The following is a 19,142-nucleotide window of genomic DNA, read 5'->3' on the forward strand; positions in this document are numbered from 1 at the left end:
AGGTGTCAGTTCCGCCATAGATGTGTTCTTAACAACCATCGCCACAACATCACCCTTTCTTTGTACCATTCCCAGTACTGGTGTCTTGCATTTAGAAGAACGACCTTGAGAACCTTTAACTTTCTTATTTGCATGGCGGTTCTTGCTTTTGCCACCAATATACGTCTCATCTGCCTCAACCTCAACACTTAACCTATTTGTGTTTTTGCAATCCATACAGAAACGTATCTTTTGAAGTAATAACCATGCCGTTTTTTGGGTCACGTTTATATTCTTTGCTAGTTGCAGTGATGAAATACCTTTCTTATTGGAAAGTATCAACCATATGGCGGTGAACCATTTTCTTAGAGGAAGTTTGGTGTTCTCAAATATGGTTGATGTCTTTACATTGAATTTATTTTGGGTGTTCTTACACATATACTTATGGTTACTCAATTTATACACTTTAGATGTACGGTCAAATGGTGATACAACACCATCTTTCCAACGAAGATTTTCTAAATACTCAATACATGAACGTTCATCAGGAAGTGCATCTAAAAGATCTAATAATGAATTGAAGGATTTTATATCTACCATAACAATCTAATATTTACCTAAATATAATGATTATATTTCTAAAAAACAAATGTTTTTGAATAAAAATAAGTGGTATATTTACGGAAATTAAAATTCAACTTTATGAAAGCAATAGAAATAAAATGTGATAAATGTGGAATTCAAAAAGCAATATTGTTACCAAATGATTTTGCTTTTTGTCTAAAATGTCAAAAACTAGTTGCACTAGGAGGTCTTGATCAATCACCAATACAAAGTCCTTCTAAATGTTCTTTTTTTAATTCTTCTAATGAAGAATTGTAAATTCTATCAAGTTCATTTTCTAGTTCTTTGTCTTTATATATATAAGATAAAATCTCATAACCACTTTCTCTACTAGGACACTTTTCTTTAAACTCTAAACGAGTAACATATTTTGCTGTATATATTTTCATTTCTTTTTACTGTTAAGATGTATATAGTCACCTATTTTTATTCGTCTTTGCGCAAATAATGCATATTGCATTTTGACCCGGTTATGGGATAAGTCCCGCATTCAAGATGATGACGATACAAAACCAAAGTGAAATTCTGTAGAAAAACGATGAGGAATGGTCCTTGCGTTCTCGTACAATTTATCGTATGGAAAATAAAATTGAAATAATAATTATCTTTGAAGGGGTGATCATCAATTTTATGGAATGCGTAAAATAAATATCCGGATCATTTTTATTATTTATAATAGATTGATGTATTTACAATTAACACATTTGATTGCATATATTTAAAAGTTGTGTTCAAGCGGTGGACAGAGCGGTGGACAAATTCGCAAAAAATGACATAGTTGTCAGTAATTGTAATATAGATGGTAATAAATGTAGTTCTATGAAAAGTTGTAGTATTTTAAAAAGTCACTTTCCGATAAAAATAAACTGTTTCATTGTCTTATTTTTGTCATTCGCATTAGTTTGCAGTGCTCAATCCAAATGGAAAGAAGACGTTGCCTTTCTAAAAAACGAGTTGCCCAAAAAACATGTAAACTTTTTCTTTCAACTTGAACAGAAAAAATTTGAGACGGAGTTAGATGCCTTATCACTGAAAATTGATGAAATGAATGATGTTGATATTGCCCTTTCTCTTCAGAAGATTATCGCAAAAGCAGGAGACTCTCACACAATCGTAAGATATCGACAATTATTGGACGATAATAAACGTTTGCCGTTACAGTTTTACTGGTTTGATGACGGGATATATGTCCTGTCCACCACGAAGAGGTACGAACATTTGTTGGGTAGTCGGCTGGAAGGAATAGAAAATCATCCAACCCCTGAAATTACTGATAGTTTAGCCACACTGATAACTTGCGATAATAATTCTTGGATTAAACATAATGTACCCGGAATTATATCCGATACTCAAGTTTTATCCTATTTTGGATTTATTCAAAGCAATTCATCATCTATACTTATCTCATTCACAGATATTAACGGGAAAAAATTACAGGAAAATTTTGTTATTGGCGAAAAGACGGACAATTTGATTGACTTAATAACAAAAGAAACGCCCTTATTCAGGCAAAATCCCGATAAATTCTTTTGGGACTGTTACTTTGACAATGGAATTTATTACGTACAGTATAATGTCTGCATGTCAAAAGACGTGATTACTGATGCGATTGCTGAATACGGCAAAGAATACGTCCTTTCTGCATTGGGTATATCGGAAACGGAGTTGGAACGTGAATTGGAACGCATACCTTCATTCAAGGATTTGACCGAGAAAATTTTTTCAGTTGCCAATGAAAAACCTGTAAAACGTTTTGTATTTGACATGCGTTTAAATGGTGGCGGAAGTTCGGATATAGGGGATAATTTCATACAACTGCTAAAAAAGAATGAAATGCTTAATAAAAAAGGAGTTCTATACGTAATCATAGGACGCAATACTTTTTCTTCGGCAATGATCAATACGATGAATTTCATAAATCAAACCGAAGCCATAACAATTGGCGAAGAAACCGGAGCAATGCCCAATCATTATGGACAGGTAGAATCATTTAAACTTCCCAATTCTGGTATAATCATTCAATATTCAACCAAATATTTTCGCTACGCAACGGAAAATTTGAATACAATAACCCCTAATATCAAGGTGGAATACAACTTTGATGATTATTTGAACGGAATAGACCCTGCAATGAATGCGATTTTGAATGATAATTAAACAATGCCTGACACACAACGAGGCGGTTTACTCCAATTAATAATGAAACAACAAATGTCATGAAAAATCTAAAACTATTAGTATTGGGATTATTTCTATCAAATCTTACTTTTGGACAAGTAGTGAAAATCCAAACAGGAACAACATTTTCAAAACTCGATTGGGTAATTGGTAATTCTGCATTTGCACTTTTCAATGAAACATTGGTAGGCTATTCAATCTTTGCAGGCATGGATTATTTTGAAAAGAAATATTTCAATCTGTCGAGTAATTTAGGATTTATACAAAAGGGTGGTAAAGAAACACACTCTTTAAGAAATGAATCCGGAGATTTTTTAAAAAAAACAATCAATGCAAAATTGGATTACATCACAATAAATACAGTATTGGATATAAAGTATCCGATTAAGAATAACATATCTCCTTTTATCAGTTTTGGTCCTCGATTTGATTACTTGATAAACTATGATGAAGTATTTGATGGACTAAATGAAATGGATGCCTTAAAGAAATATAGCATAGGGCTGATTTTGGGCGGAGGACTTAAATATGATTTATCAAAAATTCAAATTGGGCTTCGAGCTGATTATTACCTGAATTTTCATAAAATAACTGATATTCCAACACAACTACCAGAGAACTTAGGGTGTAAAATAAATGATAAGACAGTAATTTTAAATTTGATAATTGGCTTTAGATTATGAAGATTACTGGTGTCCGGAGTCTACTTGCTTAATATACCGGACTCTACTGCGGTATCGCGTTCTTTTTTCAAACGCTCCTTTTCGTTCTTGTAATCCGCTTTCAAAGCTTTTAGTTTCAGCTTCATTTCATCTTCGGACAACGGACTTTTTTCGATCATTTTTATGTCCTTTTCATAGTTCTGTTCCAATAACTTTAACCGGATGTCATAATCGTCTTTAATGATATCACGCAATCCTTCCCCATCGTCCATGTTTCCGTAATGGCTTTCCCATGTTTTAATCTGGTTTTCGGTTAAAATCTGTCTGATGGCGGTTTTATGCTCCAATGCCAAGGCACGTTTTTTCTGTCCCTTTTCATATCCCGGGATATTGCTCCTACCGATGGCTTCGAATTTTGGGCCTACATCCCTATTCAGCTTTTTGATTTTTGTGATCTGTTCCGCTGACAGATTTAATGCTTTTCCCGTTTCATTTTTATCGGAAAAATCTGATTGTATGTCCTGTGCGTGTAAGAATGAAACGGATATAAATAAAATGAATACAAAAAATATCTTTTTCATCGATCTTTATTTTTTAAATAAAAATGAATAACATAAAAAACTATGATACAAGTTTAAATAATAAAGTTGTAGAAATTCTGTAGAAGGAAACCGCGCGATTGCATCGTGTGGAAAATAAACAAGCCACACTACGGAATCGTGCAGACCATAGGAGTTTCATTTTTTAAAAGAATGGTTTTCCTGTCAATAATAAGATTCCTTTTATTCAGGAATAATTATCTTTGAGGAAGTGATATAAAATCAAAAAATGAAGTATGCCGGCTAAAAACATAGAAAATGCCAAAGTACACCTGGTTTTGGGTAGCGGAGGAGCAAGAGGTATCGCCCACATTGGAGTAATAAACGAATTGAAACGCCTGAACTGCGAAATTGTCAGTGTTTCAGGTTGCTCGATGGGCGCGGTTGTGGGTGGAATTTATTGCACGGGAAAATTGGACCAGTTTACCGAGTGGCTGTTGACGTTAAGGAAAAAAGACGTTTTATCGCTGATGGATTTCACATTATCGAGCGCAGGGTTGATGAAAGGCAAAAAAATATTGCAGGTAATCGAAGATCTTATCGGCACATACAATATCGAAGAACTGGATATTCCCTTTACGGCAGTTGCCACCGATTTATCGAACAGGAAAGAAGTGCACTACGAAACAGGAAATCTGTACAAGGCAATAAGGGCGTCTATCGGCATCCCGACGATCTTTACACCATTGATAGACGGCGATAAACTGCTGATAGACGGCGGAATTGTAAACCCGGTGCCGCTCTCAATCGTAAAAAAGAATAGCGACGACGAAATCGTTATTGCCGTTAATTTGTGTGCAAAGCTTAAAACCAATCCATTCCGCATGAAAAAGAATGAACCTCTTATCAACACCAAATATTTCGGATTTTATAAAAATACAAAGAACGTAATATCTTCAGATTGGTTGAAACGTAACGACATAGAGCCACAACTCGAAGTTCCGAATGTCATCAGTGTCCTGTCTCAGAGTATCGACCTGATGCAGGAGCAGATCATCCACGAAACAGTCAATGCTTACAAGCCCGACGTGTTGGTAAACATCAGGCGTGATTTTGTCAGAACAATGGATTTTCATCTGGGAGACAAACTGATAAAAGAAGGTGTCAGGGCTTTTACCGATGCGCTATCAACCACTGATATCAACGAAAATGAGAAAGAAGACTGATCAAAAGGCCACTTTTTACAATATCCTGCATATATATGCCACTTTTATTTTCCGGCGCTGGTTCCGTACCATCGAGATCAACGGAAAAGAAAATGTTCCGGAAGATGCATCCGTAATATTTGCCCCCAATCATCAAAATGCATTGATGGACGCCATGTCGCTTCTTTCGTCGTTGCCCAAACCGATTGTGTTTATGGCCCGTTCCGACTTGTTCAGGAAAAAGGCAATAGATAAAATTTTGCGGTCACTGAATATCATTCCGGCATACCGAATGAGGGAAGGGTATGGAAACCTGAAAAAAAATGAAAATTCCTTTGAGCATGCCATCCGCATGCTGTTGGATAAAAACTTCTTTTGCCTGATGCCCGAAGGCGGACAGGAAGAAACCAGAACGCTCCGTCCCCTGGTAAAAGGGATATTCCGCATCGCCTTTGCTGCACAGGAACGGTTAAAGGATGCAGAATCGGTAAAGATTGTACCTGTGGGTATCGACTATGGTAATTACGACCACAGCGGTAGCCATTTAATTGTGAATTACGGAAAAGCAATCGATGTTGTTGAGTATTATGACTCATATTCAGAAAATCCTGCAGTAGCCCAAAATCAGCTGCGCGACGAACTTTCCAAACGAATGGCATCGTTGATGCTGAATATCGGCACAAAAGAATATTACGACTGTTTTTATATAGCGTCCTACCTCTATAATTCCAGAATGCTTGATAAAATGGGTCTGGAGGAGAATGAAACCAACCGTCTGGCAGCGCGGCAACAAATCGTCGCTCTTTTGCAAAAAGCTGAAGATAACGGTTCGGTACTATTGCCAGGGTTAGATAAATGCTGCAAAAAGTGGGCAGACAACTGTAATGATATCGTTTTAGCAGCCCGGACAAGCGAGTCCGGAAACAGGACGGACAGAAATTTATTGATCTCAATCTGTTGTCTGACACTTACTTTTCCATTGTTTTTATACGGTGTTTTAGTAAACGGGATACCGTATTTATTGACGAAATTTTTCTCATGGAAATCAAAAGGCACAGGTTTTCAGGCATCTCTCGCCTTTGGCCTGACCGTGCTGTTGTTTCCTGTTTTTTTCATATTGGAGACAATTGCATGCTTCCTCATCGTTCCTTCTTTTTGGATAGTTATTGCCTTTATATTGTCGCTCCCGCTTTCGCTTTTATTAATGTCGCGTTACACATGGTGTTTCCGTTTTGTAAGGGAACGGCTAAAAAATATCTTTGTAAAAAACAGGGATACTTCGGAGATCTTGAACTATGTTGAACAGTTGGTACGGGATTAAATTCGTAAAACCCGATTGGGAGCATAAAACGACTTAAAATAGAAGCTAGAATGCCGACACAAGCAATTTAACTTCGTTGAATTCTCGAGCTCGGTTGGCATCAGGCGGGTTAAAGTGGTTATTTGAAAAGTACGTACAATTTTGTAATTTTATAGTGGTTTGAAAGGAGTATCATTAGGCCTGTCGCCAAGCCTCCAATTGTTAGTGACAACCAACAGAAGTGCCAGTCTTGAAATGAAAGTAAGTTTAACGAAAAACAAATAATACCGATATATGGAAATTAAAAAGATAACGGAAGATAAGGAGCAGTTTATGGACCTACTGTTATTGGGCGATGAGCAGGAAAGTATGATTCGCAAATATTTAGATAGAGGGGAATTATTTGTCTTATATGACACTGACTTAAAAACGGTTTGTGTTGTAACACAGGAAGATGAAAACACCTGCGAAATCAAGAATATTGCAACTTACGAAAAAGAACAGGGAAAAGGATACGGAAGTTCAATGATAAAATATATCATTGAAAACTATAAGGATAAATGTGATACATTATTGGTTGGCACAGGCGATGACGATAATATTTTGTCATTTTACAAAAAATTCGGATTTGTTTATTCTCATACAGTAAAAGACTTTTTTGTAGATAATTACGACCATGAAATATTTGAAAATGGAAAGCAATTGAAAGATATGATTTACTTAAAAGTGAATGTATCCGGACAATGAAACAATAAGGATGTGATAAATAACAGAACATACTCTTCAAGCTATTCTCCTCAATATTTTTATACTTCGCCTATTTCAGTAGAATTTGACAACTAGCCTCCATTTCCGCACGATTGCATCACGTGGAAAATAAACAAGGAATCGTGCAGAGCATAGGAGTTTCATTTATAAGAATAACTATCTTTGAAGGAGTGGTTATTAATTTTATAAAATGCGTAAAATAGTTGTCCGGATTGTTTTTTCACTTATAATGGATTGATATATTTATATCTGATTACATATATTTAAGGGTTGGGCATCTGCCTTGAAAGAGTGGTAGTAATAAACTTATAATAAATGAAGCTGTATGAAAATAAATGTAACTTTAATTTTGCTTATTGTTGTTTTAGTCAATAAGTTTGCTTTGTCTCAAACGGCAGACTGCTTGAAAGATTTTGATTTTTTAGTCAAGAAAATTCAAGCTGATTATCCGGGATACAACGAAAAAGTCACGAATGAAAATCGTTCACTACTCTTGCTTTTAGAAAAAGAGATCAGACAGAAAATAACCAAGTATCCTGACAGTTGTGGATATTACTTAAATGAATATACGGATTTTTTCAAAGACCGTCATCTTCGAGTCAACCGTATATGGAAAGGAAACAATCAACAGCCTGAAATTATGAATATTTCAACGTATGGAAAAAATCTGTATATAAATGTTGATAGTTTGCAACAAGCGACAAAAAATACAAAAAGAATAGAAGGAGTTTGGAAAGGATTCAGGCAAACGTTTGTTGTTACCAAAGATGGGCAGAAATATGTAGGCATCGTTGTAAATAATCAGGGGTGGAAAAGCGGACAAATTATATATGAGTTTGAATCCGTCAATGACACAGTCTTTGATATAATCAATTACTCGTTAATCAAAGATAAAGAGCCATATAAAACGAAAGCATCATTACATTTAGATGGGAAAATAATTGAAATTCACAATGATACGAGATTTATTCGCAGATCTGATTCCGATATTTTAGATAAAGCTATTTTGTATTCTTATGTACCCGTATTTCCAAATGGAAGAAATATCTACCCCGTTGCGATGTATTTGAGTGATAGCACATTTTATTTGAGAATACCAAGTTTTTATAATAATACAGGTAATGAATTTGTAAAACAACATTGGAATGAAATTATGTTCCGCCCAAATTTAATAGTAGATATCAGATATAATGGAGGTGGACAAGATAATTATTATCAGGAGCTTGCTAGGATAATCTATACAAAGCCATACGAATCAAAAGGTGTAGAATGGTATGCAACAAAAGGAAACATTAGTATTTTTGAAGAAGGAATCAAAAATAGGGAAATTCGTAATGGTGAAGAAGGTCTAAAATGGACACAAGCTTTGATTGAAGCCATGAAAAAAAATGTGGGCGGTTTCGTTACTCATCCATATAACGTAAACAATAATAAGATGATTGAAAGAGATACGATTTATCCCATGCCCCGAAATGTTGGGATTATCATTAATGAAGGAAATGCTTCTTCTGCAGAACAGTTTTTATTGTCTGCACAAAAAAGCGATAAGGTCATTTTATTTGGCAACTGCAATACAGCAGGAATTTTGGATTATTCAAATATTACTCCCACTACCCTTCCATCGAATAATTATCAAATCTATTGTCCTATGACACGTTCAAAACGTTTACCCGAAAATCCTATTGACAATATTGGTATTGCTCCGGATATTATTATTCCGTTTCCTGCGACAGAGCAACTATATGATAAATTGGATAACTGGGTTTATTTCGTCAAAAATTATCTGGAACTTTTGAATGGAAAATAGAAATTAAACTAAATGTTAATCCTTTGAAAAACCATAAAATTAATTGAAATGGAAAAAGGAAAGAACAACATGGAAAACCAAAAAATGTCTAAGTTCCTGATACTTTATCAGGACGTAAACTATGAAGATACTTTTACACCAGAGTTATCAAATGAATTAACAAAAAAGCATGTCGACCACATAAGGGATCTGGATTCAAAGGGAATTCTTTTCCTGTGTGGCCCGCTTAAAGGCCGTGAAGAAGGAATGTTTATACTGAATGCGAAAACATTTGAAGAAGCTGAGGGCTATGTGAAAAAGGATCCGTTCATTATCAACAGGTGTTATAAAAATTATTTTATTTACGAAATAGAAGAAGCGAATGCCGGCAATAATTATCTTCTTGAGAATTATTTTTAATCCCATTATGATCCGTAAGATCAGATTACGCCCGTTAAATTAAAAGAGAAACACATGCCAGATTTAATTAAAAATATATACAATCACAAATCGCTCCGCGAACTCGCCCTGGACATTCAATCAGCTTATAGCACATTCCAGGTAGACGAATTCTTAAAATCAACAATGGACGAAACATGGGAAAATATAGAACTGAAAGACAGGATTATACGAATAAGTATGAACCTGGGAAAATACTTACCGGCAGATTATAAAACAGCGATTGGTATTATCGACCGGGTGGTAATGAACTATGGCACCTGGCTGGATGGCTTTGTTGGCTTCTTCCCGGTCTTTGTTGAGATATACGGACAGGGTGAAGAGAATTGGGATGTCTCTATGTCCGCCCTGGCGAGGTATACCCGGTATGCATCTTCGGAATTGGCTGTACGATCCTTCATCATTAGGCATGAAGATCGTATGATGGCACAGATGTACGCCTGGTCCAAAGATGAAGATGAGCTTGTCAGAAGACTTGCCAGTGAGGGCTGTCGTCCCCAGTTACCTTGGGGACAGGCGCTGACGAGTTTTAAAAAAGACCCTGCTCCTATCCTGCCAATACTGGAGCAACTTAAAAACGATCCGTCGATGACTGTACGAAAAAGCGTTGCCAATAACCTGAATGACATTTCCAAAACACATCCGGATCTGGTCGTAAAGCTAGCAAAGGAATGGTACGGTAAAAACGAACACACCGATTGGGTTGTAAAACATGGTTGCAGGACCATGCTTAAAAAGGGGAATCGTGATGTGCTCGCCATTTTCGGATATGACGATATTACTTCCGTGGATATTCAGGGCTTTGCTTTAGGGGCAACATCTGTTCTGATTGGTGAAGATATTACTTTTTCATTTGTGGTCTCAACAAAGGAAGCTACAAAAGTGAGACTGGAATATGGAATCGATTATGTGAAAGCCAACGGGAAAAAAAACAGGAAAATATTCAAAATATCAGAAGTTTCATTAAAAGAAAATGAAAAGAAACCATACACAAAAAAACATTCTTTTGCGGATGTGAGTGTCAGAAAACATTATCCGGGCATTCATTCGATTACCCTTATTGTCAACGGCATGGAACGCGGAAAACTGGATTTTGAATTAAAAGTGGGTTGATCATTTATCTTTAAGTGTCAACAGACAAAAGCACAGTAAAAAAGTTAATATCCGGAAGAATGGTAATGGAATACTATTTAGGAAAATTGGGATTGGGAAATAGTTCGGAGCAGGCTAAACGCTTACGAAAAATTGTATTGTCAGGCAAAACAGCATCCGAAATTATTTCCGGATTCAAAGAATTTATATTTTCTCAAAAAGAACTTTACCCGGATACTGTTTCTATGATTAACAGATCCCTGATGGCCGGACCCGGAAGCGAGTATCTGGGATTAGGAAAAGATGATTTTTCTCTAAAATCGGAAATATACAAACAACTTATAGATCAATTTCCGGAAGTATATAGTTTCAAGTTTTTCTGTGCAGACTGTTACCTGTTAGCGGATAGATCAGTAAATGAAATATATCCGGTTTTAAAAGAAGGAATGCTCCAGGATAAGGACAACATTAATTATCCTACATCCGACTTATTTGATTTAATACATGAAAGTGATTTTAGCTTCGATTTTGACATGCTCCTTTTGGATAAATATTATCAGCCATGCGAAAAAGCACTATTCGACGAATGGTTGGATGAATTTAAAGAACGATATAAAGAACCGTCAGAACAGGATTACCTGAATCAGTTGAAATGGAAGGGAAATAGTAATGCCTGACAAAAAGTTTAACTTTATTGAACTCGCAATCTAGGTTGACGTAATACAGGGACAGTGAATAATATGAATTTCGTGCGAGGGAGTCCCGCCCAAATGCCAAACAGCCAATAGATAACTGCAATTTAAGAAACAGCTCCAATAAAAGTAAACTGATTTGTGATTTTTTGAAAAAATCTGCAACTAATATGATAAAAAGGAAAAATGATGGATCTACCCGTTCAAGATAAGTTTGTTTCTGAGATTAACCCTCATCAAAAAATCATATACAAGATTTGTTATTTGTACACAAACAATTCAACTGATTTTAATGACTTATACCAGGAAATAATATTACAACTTTGGAAATCATATTCAAAGTTTGAGGGTAAATCAAAATTAAGCACCTGGATTTACCGGGTATCGTTGAATACGGCACTATATAGGCTAAGACAGGAAAAAAACAGACTTCAGATAGATTTACTTTCTCAATTACATTATGATATTCCGGAGATTGAAGACTTCGAGAAAAAAGAGAGTGTAGAAAGGGTTAAAGAATTACTGGGCAATTTGAGTGACATTGAGAAAGCCATAATAACATTGTATCTGGATGAATATTCACACGATGAAATATCCGAAATAATGGGAATAACCAAAACAAATATCGCTACGAGGATTAATCGAATTAAACTAAAATTAAAACAAAAGTTTAATAATTAAAATCATAGAAAAATGGAAAATGAAGATTTAAAGAAGGCATGGAATGCATTTAACAAAAGTGTTGAAAGCGTTGAGAATACACAAAAACACATATTAATACAAATGATTTCAAGAAAATCTGAGTTTAGATTGCAGTTAATGAAATTCCAAAGCATTATAGGTATTCTTATAGCACCTACAATTTTTATACTCGTGATTATACCTATGATTATTAATAACGAAAAGAATTCACACTTACTCATTGGTACTATCCTGGTTACCGGCATGTTTATATATAGTTTCGTTCAAGCAGTTAAATATTATAGGCTCATCAATCTAATTAAACCAACTTTTGAACCTGTAATTAAAACAAAAGAGAGAGTTTTAACAGTGAAAAAATTCATGGTAAAATTACAAAATCGTAGAAACCTGCTTTTTCCAATTTTTATAAGTGCCATTATCTTGATCTTATGGAATGATATAAAACACGGATCTCCTGTCATCATAGTTTTTTTGGCAGTTTTCGTTATTGCAATCTATTTTTGGGGTAGATTAAAACATAAATTATACTTTCGCGATAGAATTAATTCTATTGATTTGGAAATGGATGAATTGAAAAAATATCAATAAGACAAACGGGTGCTAAAAAGCACTATGTCGATTTCCGATTCATCCCAATTGGTTTGTCAGGCGGTGTGAGATTTCGTCCATTTTAATGCCGAGCAGATGTAATGTGGCGTCAGTGCAGGAGATAAAGTGTGTTGACACGAAGTTTACAGAGTGGCGGAAAAAAGTGAACATACCAAAAGATAGAAAAACATTATAGTATAATTGCATAATGAAAAAAAGCAAAGAACTGGCAATAGTTAAAAAGCTGACGAATATAAATGATGAAAACCGCATCGTTTTAAACGAAATTGGTTGGACAAGTCGTGTCTATATTGTCGATAATGGCGAATTTGTTTTTAAATTTCTAAAAAGCAAAAAATATCAGGAAGAACTCGAACATGAGATCAGCATTTTAAAACTTATAAAAAAACATGTGTTTAATGTAAATGTTCCTTTAATTCATTGGGTGGGCGAAGACAATGCCTACATAGGTTTCCATGGTATGAAGGGAAATTCAATGACAACAAAAGACATAAATAAATTAAACGAAGCGCAAAAGAGAAAAATAGGTATACAAATAGGATCATTCCTAAAAAAGCTCCACTCGATAGACTATAAAGGCGAAAGTCCAAACAACGAAGACCATATAATTGAATGGTTTCAAAAATCGTTCTATCAAAGAAAACGTACATTAAAAAAACATTTTAATGAGAATGAACTCAGCGCTATTGAAGAACTTGTAACAGGTTTACCACAAAAGTCAGCGATTCTCGGCATAGAACAGGTATTTTGCCATGGTGATCTGGGTTACAATAATATTTTGTTAACTGCTGATCTCGAAGTTGGAGTAATTGATTTTGGCGATGCAGGCAATCTCGACAAGTCATATGACTTTTCCGGATTAGAAGACGATATTATATTAGAAGCGGCAATATCAGCGTATGGCGGCGATAAAACATTAAGAGAAAAAATAGCAACAAGACGACAACTATTGCCGCTTATGGAAATGTTGTTCCTGATTGACAGAAAAGACAAAGAAGGTATTAGAATATGTGCCGACAAAATGAATAATATTTTAAAAAATACAGGAAAATGACAATATTTACCGACTTGACAATACGTACACAAATGCACTGACAATGTAACTGAAAAACAAACGCGCAGGCAAATGAGTATAAATCAAAAGCATAAAACAACATGAATGAGATAAATATTTTTGAAAGTAACCGGGCTGCCTGGAATGAGGCATTGGAATATCACCAAAAAGCAAGAAAAAATTCTTTGCAAAGCGGTTTTGAAAATCCTGATTTTACAACGTTAAACAGAAGTTGCGATGATGTTTTAATTGATCATTTGAATAATATTGATTTTTCCGGTAAAACCATTTCGCAAATACCTTGTAACAATGGCAGGGAATTGTTGTCGCTTATGAAGTTCGGTGCAAAAGAAGCAATAGGTTTTGATATTTCCGATACCGCCATTTTGGAAGCGGAACAACTTGCCCGGATAGCGAAATTAAACGTAAAATTTGTGCGTACAAACATATTGGAAATTGGCAATGAGTACAATAATTATTTTGATTTTATCTATATTTCAGAAGGCTCACTCCAATGGTTTCCCGATTTAAAAAAATATTTTTCCATTATTAGCAGACTTTTAAAACAAAACGGAAATCTGCTGATATTTGAAATACACCCTTTTGCCTATTTTTTTGAAAACGGTTTTAATCCGGAAAAACAGGATTTGAATTCTGCCGTTTCGTATTTTGAAAAGGGCCCGTATAGCTATAAAGATGGTATGGATTATGTCGGCGAAGTTTCGTATGAAGCAAAAGAATGCTTTTGGTTCATGCACAAAATGTCTGATATTCTAAATGCAATGCTTCACAACGGTATAGAAATTAATGAGTTTCACGAATACAATCTGGAAATGGCAAGTAATCAGGAAGCAAAATACGATAAATTCCCATTAAGTTACATCCTGACAGGTAAAAAGAAGTAATACATGGAAGATAAAATCGATGGGAGCGAATGGTAATAAATGAATAGGAGAGTTATAAAAATAAAAGTTGATACAGACATAGATTCTTTGAAGCGGTCTATCCTTCAAAAACTCAATATTGTCAACCAAAAAAGAAACTCTGTTACTGGATTTGAAGAAAAGCTAAAAAGTTATATTGACAGGAACAAGAGCATAATAATTGTGTTTCAGTATAATTGGGATGAGGTGGAAAAAGATCTAAAGTTTAAACTATCGCTGACAAACAAAGTTACCCGGCCCTATCCTGACAATTACAAAATGGATATTCCACTTAACAGATAGACGCTCAATCCGATTATAAAAACAGAGAAGCAGTCAGACAAAGAGAAAGCTGAATTTGAAACTGAATTTCAGGATAAATATTTGACATTTATTACTTTCTTTGCTAATCTTGAAGAATCAGGTAATGGTCAGATTATCATTAGCAGTAGCTGAAGATTTTTTGGTAGCTGCTAACAAGAGTTTAACTTTGTTGAACTTGCAAGTTCAGTTGGCATCAGGCGCGGGATTTTGTTGTGGCATTTCGGTTCGTACGACTTCGGTCCCGCCCGAATACCAAACCACCTAACGTGGGTAGTCATGCGAACGGCTATGTGACGAAATTAATGAGGTAAGAAACTGAGGGTCAAATAAATAATAAGTACATAAAAGTAGAAAAAACATGGTAGAAAATAAAACAGAAAATTTAAAATTTGCATGGCGGGTTATCCTGGCACATTCCATTGCTTATTTCATAGCAACCATGTTTTCAATGCTGTTGTTTAGTGCCGATTGGTTTTTAAATGGGACATTGTCGCAGATTATGAGACCAGCTACCGCTTCAATCGGTGCACTAGGACTCTGTATGCAAATCATTCGCGGCGTTATTATGGCATTAGTATTATTGCCTGCCCGAAAAATATTCACAATAGAAAAATACGGTTTTCTGAAGTTGGGATTTTTGATTTTTGGTTTGTCGGTACTATCAACATTTGCAGCAGCACAAGGCTCTATTGATGGTTTTATTTACACCAAGCTTTCTTTAATGGAACATTTAATTGCTTATCCCGTAGCCTTTTTATGGGTATTCCTGTTTTCCGGTATCTTATGGGGGCTTTACAAATTTGAAAAAAAGACAGTTAACATTATTGCCAGTATCCTGTTTGTTTTGATTAATTCAATAAGCATACTGGGATATTTTATAGCTTTGTCAAAATGAAAAGTAAGGGAGTACAATATGAGTTTTCAGCAAAAATTTGGTATTCGTCGTCTGATGGTATACATGGTTGGTATTTTATTTCTCTTCCAAAAGAATTGGCAAAAGAGATAAGAGACAATCTTAAATTCCTGGAAGAGGGCTGGGGACGAATGAAAGTAACGGCAAAAATTGACAACAGCGAATGGAAAACCGCAATATGGTTTGATACAAAAAATGATACTTACTTGCTTCCTCTCAAAGCAGAAATTAGGAAAAAGGCAAAACTTGAAATTGACAAAGTGGTGGAAATTATTATTTGGGTGTAAATGGAATTGTCAGAAACAAATGATAAAAATATACGGACACGCTAATAAACGGTTTAACTTTGTTGAATCCGCAGGTTTGGAGATACAATGAAAAAACAATGTGAAGTTAAATATGACAGAAATAGAAAAAATCAAAAAACGAATTGCAAAACCAGCAACAGTATTTATGACAGGAGGTTTTAGGCCGACGAATTCAAAATCTGAAAGTTGGATTGGACGGGTTTACTTGTACAAAGAGAATGAGGAAATACCAAAAGACAGTGAAGGAAATTTAATGATGACGGTATTTCAACTTTGTTTGGATAATTTTTCGTCAGTTCCTGAATGTTTATCGGACACAAAAGTTCTTACGGTTTTTATGTCTAAGGATTTTCCTGTTGATTTGACGCCCAATGGGAAAATTTGGCAAATCAGAGAGTATACAAAAACCGATTCATTAATCATTAAGGATTTGACCAACAAGGACTCATTCATAAAACCGTTTCCTTTGAAACCCCAAATAGTTGAAGAGGATTTCCCGGTGTGGGATGGTGGCGGATTACCGGACGAAATAGTCGATGAAATTTTGGAACTCGAAAATTCCGGAAAAATCACGGATTATTATGATATTACCGAAAATCACTACGGTCATAAAGTTGGTGGATACCCAAGTTTTTGCCAACCGGGAATATATTTTGGCGAAGACTTTGAATTTGTATTTCAAATAGCCTCTGACGAAAAGGCAAACTTGAATATAGTAGACAGTGGGACAATTTTTTTGGCAAAAAATACTAAAACAGGAGAATGGGTATCCTATTGCGACTTTTACTAATAAAAACGGCAGCGAATATGGGTTAACGTCAGGCGGGGCTTAGTCGCGTCTCGGAAGTTCATCCGGATTTTGTCCAGCCCGAATGCCGGACCACCAAGATGCAAACCGGTAGAAAGCAGCACCGAAATAAAAATAAGTTTAAAGAAAAAAGGAAATAATACCGGTATATGGAAATAAAAAAAATAACAGTGAATAAAGAACAGTTTATGGATCTGCTGCTATTGGGCGATGAACAGGAAAGCATGATTCGAAAATATTTAGATAGAGGTGATTTATTTGCCTTATATGACACCGGTTTAAAAACAGTTTGTGTCGTAACACAGGAAGATGAAAACACCTGTGAAATCAAAAATATTGCAACTTACGAAAAAGAACAGGGAAAAGGATATGGAAGTTTAATGATAAAACATATCATTGAAAACTCTAAAGATAAATGCGATGCACTATTGGTTGGAACAGGTGATGATGATAAGATATTGTCGTTTTACAAAAAATTCGGGTTTATTTATTCTCATACCATAAAAGACTTTTTCGTAGATAATTACGATCATGAAATATTTCAAAACGGAAAGCAATTAAGAGATATGGTCTATTTAAAAGTGAATGTATCCGGACAATGAAACAATGATAAATCAGGTAACTTAAGACTTTATGCGGAAAAAACCCGTCCTACGCCAGACCATCGGATGTTAGCGCAACACATTCGCCGGGTGAAAAAATAGAAAACATAAAATAATAGGATCATGAATGCAGGGCATTATCTCCATAAAGCTGAATTACTTCTAAAACGAAGAGAATTTGAAAAAGTGGTAGAATCTTTAGAAAAAGCTATTTTATCGGCAAAATACGAGAATGATTTTATAACATTAATTCAATCTCATTGCTTTTTAGGTGAGTTTTGGTTGATGCAGGGCGAATATATGAAAGCAAAGGGATATTTGTCATTTGTTTCAGAGAATAGTGTTATGGCTGAAACTTTCGATGATTTATTGAATGAAGAGATCAATCAAAGTAAATTGCTGGTTTCTTTGATTGAACGATATAAAGAATAAAAAAAGTAATATGTCACATAAACGAAAAGGGCAATTGACAACAAGCGCAGAATGGGTGAAACATTTGCGAAAATATATGCGCAGGCATTTCTGGAAAAGGGAACGTCTGGCAGAGAAAGAACTTATCCGGAAAGAGTTGAAAATGAATAAATAATGTACATCATCCATCAGTGGTTTGACTTTATCGGGTTTTCCCACGCCCGGATACCGGGCCGCCTGATGTTATGTATCACCCAAAAGACAGCAAAATGAAGAATGAATATTTCCCATGTAAATTAGTAGAACACGAAGATTATTGTTCTGTGATAACTTCCGATTTTCATTTTTTTGACGATTACTTCGGAGAGAAAGGCGGAGGTGGATATTCTGTTGAAAAACTGGCAAAAAAGTTAGCCAAAGAGCATCATCTTAATAAAGACATTCGGTTTGACTCAGAGGCAGGGATGTTTTGTGCATGTTCAAAAAATAAAGAGAGCCTGCTTCAATTATGTAGTTTGCTACAGGAAATTACAGGTAGCGAAGATTTGTATTCATCCGGAAAAAATACGCAACCATTAATTTCACTACAGGAAGCGGAAAAATTGTTACTTAAAGGATTTGTCCTTGATCTGAAAACAGAATATCAGGAAGAATTTTTAAGGAATGTTCCTTTTCCTTCTTTGACCAAAAAACAACAGGAATATATCAATGCTTTGGAAGGAGGTACAGATGAAGAAAAAATCCATGCATCCAAAAGAATCAATTCCGAAGCGAGGACCAAAACCAGAAAATGGGACAATTATTTATCGCACCCTGGAACTGTTTCAATTTTTCTGAAGGCGATTGATAAAGAAACAAATTCCAAGGTATACCAGGAATTGATCTGGGCTCTTGTTTTTATATGCTCCAGGCACTTGCCCGATTTGAGATGTAAGACCTGTTTTACCGAAGCTCTTGAAAATAAAAATGCAACCATAAGATGGTTAGGATTAATGGGGCTGGAAGAATTGTATGAGTATCCTGAAGGAGTGGTATTAAAACTAAAAACAGATAAGTCGGAAAAGGTTAGAAAGAAAGCCGAAGAAATGTTGAAGTTTGGGAATAAAAGGGAATTTCCTGTTTGGATGTTTGATAAAGAGAACTATCCATAAAGACTACACATAATAAATACTTGACACAAGGTAGATAGTAACCGGATTTTGAA

General features: G+C 35.2%; 23 protein-coding genes. 20 read left to right on the forward strand and 3 right to left on the reverse strand.

Features of this window, described 5'->3' with window-relative positions; genetic code table 11:
* Together LBQ60_16460 and LBQ60_16465 are read right to left on the reverse strand one after the other, a co-directional pair.
* A partial coding sequence (locus tag LBQ60_16460; protein ID MDR2039517.1) for an IS1595 family transposase occupies window positions 1-579 on the reverse strand: 579 nt, incomplete at its 3' end.
* Window positions 580-797: 218 nt separating this feature from the next.
* Entirely contained in the window at window positions 798-992 is a 195-nt protein-coding gene (locus LBQ60_16465) for a hypothetical protein (protein MDR2039518.1), read from the reverse strand.
* A 319-nt stretch (window positions 993-1,311) separates the two neighbouring features.
* On the opposite strand from LBQ60_16465, the gene LBQ60_16470 reads away from it, so the two are divergent.
* Both LBQ60_16470 and LBQ60_16475 read left to right on the forward strand, forming a co-directional pair.
* The gene (locus tag LBQ60_16470; GenBank protein ID MDR2039519.1) at window positions 1,312-2,760 is read left to right on the forward strand and encodes a hypothetical protein; all 1,449 of its coding nucleotides are present in this window, start codon (window positions 1,312-1,314) and stop codon (window positions 2,758-2,760) included.
* A gap of 59 nt (window positions 2,761-2,819) precedes the next feature.
* The gene (locus LBQ60_16475; protein MDR2039520.1) at window positions 2,820-3,464 is read left to right on the forward strand and encodes a PorT family protein; all 645 of its coding nucleotides are present in this window, start codon (window positions 2,820-2,822) and stop codon (window positions 3,462-3,464) included.
* Window positions 3,465-3,484: 20 nt separating this feature from the next.
* Here the strand turns inward: LBQ60_16475 and LBQ60_16480 are convergent, their stop codons facing one another.
* Window positions 3,485-4,024 (reverse strand): hypothetical protein, encoded by a 540-nt coding sequence (locus LBQ60_16480; GenBank protein MDR2039521.1) that lies wholly within the window; start codon window positions 4,022-4,024, stop codon window positions 3,485-3,487.
* A gap of 254 nt (window positions 4,025-4,278) precedes the next feature.
* Here LBQ60_16480 and LBQ60_16485 point away from each other — a divergent pair, with 254 nt between their 5' ends.
* The 18 genes from LBQ60_16485 to LBQ60_16570 all read left to right on the forward strand — a co-directional run bounded on the left by LBQ60_16485 (window position 4,279) and on the right by LBQ60_16570 (window position 19,089).
* Window positions 4,279-5,208 carry a patatin-like phospholipase family protein gene (locus LBQ60_16485; protein MDR2039522.1) on the forward strand — a complete coding sequence of 310 codons (930 nt, stop codon included), beginning with the start codon at window positions 4,279-4,281 and terminating at the stop codon, window positions 5,206-5,208.
* A complete protein-coding gene (locus LBQ60_16490; GenBank protein ID MDR2039523.1) occupies window positions 5,192-6,508 on the forward strand; it encodes a 1-acyl-sn-glycerol-3-phosphate acyltransferase in 1,317 nt (438 codons plus the stop codon). Before LBQ60_16485 ends, LBQ60_16490 begins: the two co-directional genes overlap by 17 nt.
* Before the next feature lie 273 nt (window positions 6,509-6,781).
* Complete coding sequence (locus tag LBQ60_16495) at window positions 6,782-7,234, forward strand: GNAT family N-acetyltransferase (protein ID MDR2039524.1); 453 nt, start codon at window positions 6,782-6,784, stop codon at window positions 7,232-7,234.
* A gap of 346 nt (window positions 7,235-7,580) precedes the next feature.
* On the forward strand, window positions 7,581-9,062 hold the full coding sequence (locus tag LBQ60_16500; GenBank protein ID MDR2039525.1) for a hypothetical protein: 1,482 nt from the start codon (window positions 7,581-7,583) through the stop codon (window positions 9,060-9,062).
* 48 nt (window positions 9,063-9,110) lie between these two features.
* A complete protein-coding gene (locus tag LBQ60_16505) occupies window positions 9,111-9,461 on the forward strand; it encodes a YciI family protein (protein MDR2039526.1) in 351 nt (116 codons plus the stop codon).
* Between the two features lie 54 nt (window positions 9,462-9,515).
* A complete protein-coding gene (locus LBQ60_16510; GenBank protein ID MDR2039527.1) occupies window positions 9,516-10,613 on the forward strand; it encodes a DNA alkylation repair protein in 1,098 nt (365 codons plus the stop codon).
* 14 nt (window positions 10,614-10,627) lie between these two features.
* On the forward strand, window positions 10,628-11,269 hold the full coding sequence (locus tag LBQ60_16515) for a hypothetical protein (protein ID MDR2039528.1): 642 nt from the start codon (window positions 10,628-10,630) through the stop codon (window positions 11,267-11,269).
* A 201-nt stretch (window positions 11,270-11,470) separates the two neighbouring features.
* Entirely contained in the window at window positions 11,471-11,965 is a 495-nt protein-coding gene (locus LBQ60_16520) for an RNA polymerase sigma factor (GenBank protein ID MDR2039529.1), read from the forward strand.
* 12 nt (window positions 11,966-11,977) lie between these two features.
* On the forward strand, window positions 11,978-12,574 hold the full coding sequence (locus tag LBQ60_16525; GenBank protein ID MDR2039530.1) for a hypothetical protein: 597 nt from the start codon (window positions 11,978-11,980) through the stop codon (window positions 12,572-12,574).
* Between the two features lie 208 nt (window positions 12,575-12,782).
* Entirely contained in the window at window positions 12,783-13,649 is an 867-nt protein-coding gene (locus LBQ60_16530; protein MDR2039531.1) for an aminoglycoside phosphotransferase family protein, read from the forward strand.
* A gap of 101 nt (window positions 13,650-13,750) precedes the next feature.
* Complete coding sequence (locus tag LBQ60_16535) at window positions 13,751-14,554, forward strand: class I SAM-dependent methyltransferase (protein MDR2039532.1); 804 nt, start codon at window positions 13,751-13,753, stop codon at window positions 14,552-14,554.
* Window positions 14,555-15,254: 700 nt separating this feature from the next.
* Complete coding sequence (locus LBQ60_16540; protein MDR2039533.1) at window positions 15,255-15,791, forward strand: hypothetical protein; 537 nt, start codon at window positions 15,255-15,257, stop codon at window positions 15,789-15,791.
* Window positions 15,788-16,096 (forward strand): DUF1905 domain-containing protein, encoded by a 309-nt coding sequence (locus LBQ60_16545; protein MDR2039534.1) that lies wholly within the window; start codon window positions 15,788-15,790, stop codon window positions 16,094-16,096. Before LBQ60_16540 ends, LBQ60_16545 begins: the two co-directional genes overlap by 4 nt.
* 112 nt (window positions 16,097-16,208) lie before the next feature.
* Entirely contained in the window at window positions 16,209-16,907 is a 699-nt protein-coding gene (locus LBQ60_16550; protein ID MDR2039535.1) for a DUF1963 domain-containing protein, read from the forward strand.
* 167 nt (window positions 16,908-17,074) lie between these two features.
* Entirely contained in the window at window positions 17,075-17,527 is a 453-nt protein-coding gene (locus tag LBQ60_16555) for a GNAT family N-acetyltransferase (GenBank protein MDR2039536.1), read from the forward strand.
* A 123-nt stretch (window positions 17,528-17,650) separates the two neighbouring features.
* Window positions 17,651-17,959 (forward strand): hypothetical protein, encoded by a 309-nt coding sequence (locus LBQ60_16560; GenBank protein ID MDR2039537.1) that lies wholly within the window; start codon window positions 17,651-17,653, stop codon window positions 17,957-17,959.
* A gap of 10 nt (window positions 17,960-17,969) precedes the next feature.
* On the forward strand, window positions 17,970-18,113 hold the full coding sequence (locus LBQ60_16565; GenBank protein ID MDR2039538.1) for a hypothetical protein: 144 nt from the start codon (window positions 17,970-17,972) through the stop codon (window positions 18,111-18,113).
* 94 nt (window positions 18,114-18,207) lie between these two features.
* Entirely contained in the window at window positions 18,208-19,089 is an 882-nt protein-coding gene (locus LBQ60_16570) for an immunity 51 family protein (protein MDR2039539.1), read from the forward strand.
* Window positions 19,090-19,142: the final 53 nt, after the last annotated feature.

Source organism: Bacteroidales bacterium, assembly GCA_031275285.1.
GTDB lineage: Bacteria > Bacteroidota > Bacteroidia > Bacteroidales > UBA4181 > JAIRLS01.

Coding starts and splice junctions, on each gene's coding strand:
- LBQ60_16465 (MDR2039518.1), bottom strand. CDS start 992: ATGAAAATATATACAGCAAAATATGTTACTCGTTTAGAGTTTAAAGAA.
- LBQ60_16475 (MDR2039520.1), top strand. CDS start 2,820: ATGAAAAATCTAAAACTATTAGTATTGGGATTATTTCTATCAAATCTT.
- LBQ60_16480 (MDR2039521.1), bottom strand. CDS start 4,024: ATGAAAAAGATATTTTTTGTATTCATTTTATTTATATCCGTTTCATTC.
- LBQ60_16485 (MDR2039522.1), top strand. CDS start 4,279: ATGCCGGCTAAAAACATAGAAAATGCCAAAGTACACCTGGTTTTGGGT.
- LBQ60_16490 (MDR2039523.1), top strand. CDS start 5,192: ATGAGAAAGAAGACTGATCAAAAGGCCACTTTTTACAATATCCTGCAT.
- LBQ60_16495 (MDR2039524.1), top strand. CDS start 6,782: ATGGAAATTAAAAAGATAACGGAAGATAAGGAGCAGTTTATGGACCTA.
- LBQ60_16500 (MDR2039525.1), top strand. CDS start 7,581: ATGAAAATAAATGTAACTTTAATTTTGCTTATTGTTGTTTTAGTCAAT.
- LBQ60_16505 (MDR2039526.1), top strand. CDS start 9,111: ATGGAAAAAGGAAAGAACAACATGGAAAACCAAAAAATGTCTAAGTTC.
- LBQ60_16510 (MDR2039527.1), top strand. CDS start 9,516: ATGCCAGATTTAATTAAAAATATATACAATCACAAATCGCTCCGCGAA.
- LBQ60_16520 (MDR2039529.1), top strand. CDS start 11,471: ATGATGGATCTACCCGTTCAAGATAAGTTTGTTTCTGAGATTAACCCT.
- LBQ60_16525 (MDR2039530.1), top strand. CDS start 11,978: ATGGAAAATGAAGATTTAAAGAAGGCATGGAATGCATTTAACAAAAGT.
- LBQ60_16530 (MDR2039531.1), top strand. CDS start 12,783: ATGAAAAAAAGCAAAGAACTGGCAATAGTTAAAAAGCTGACGAATATA.
- LBQ60_16535 (MDR2039532.1), top strand. CDS start 13,751: ATGAATGAGATAAATATTTTTGAAAGTAACCGGGCTGCCTGGAATGAG.
- LBQ60_16540 (MDR2039533.1), top strand. CDS start 15,255: ATGGTAGAAAATAAAACAGAAAATTTAAAATTTGCATGGCGGGTTATC.
- LBQ60_16545 (MDR2039534.1), top strand. CDS start 15,788: ATGAAAAGTAAGGGAGTACAATATGAGTTTTCAGCAAAAATTTGGTAT.
- LBQ60_16550 (MDR2039535.1), top strand. CDS start 16,209: ATGACAGAAATAGAAAAAATCAAAAAACGAATTGCAAAACCAGCAACA.
- LBQ60_16555 (MDR2039536.1), top strand. CDS start 17,075: ATGGAAATAAAAAAAATAACAGTGAATAAAGAACAGTTTATGGATCTG.
- LBQ60_16560 (MDR2039537.1), top strand. CDS start 17,651: ATGAATGCAGGGCATTATCTCCATAAAGCTGAATTACTTCTAAAACGA.
- LBQ60_16565 (MDR2039538.1), top strand. CDS start 17,970: ATGTCACATAAACGAAAAGGGCAATTGACAACAAGCGCAGAATGGGTG.
- LBQ60_16570 (MDR2039539.1), top strand. CDS start 18,208: ATGAAGAATGAATATTTCCCATGTAAATTAGTAGAACACGAAGATTAT.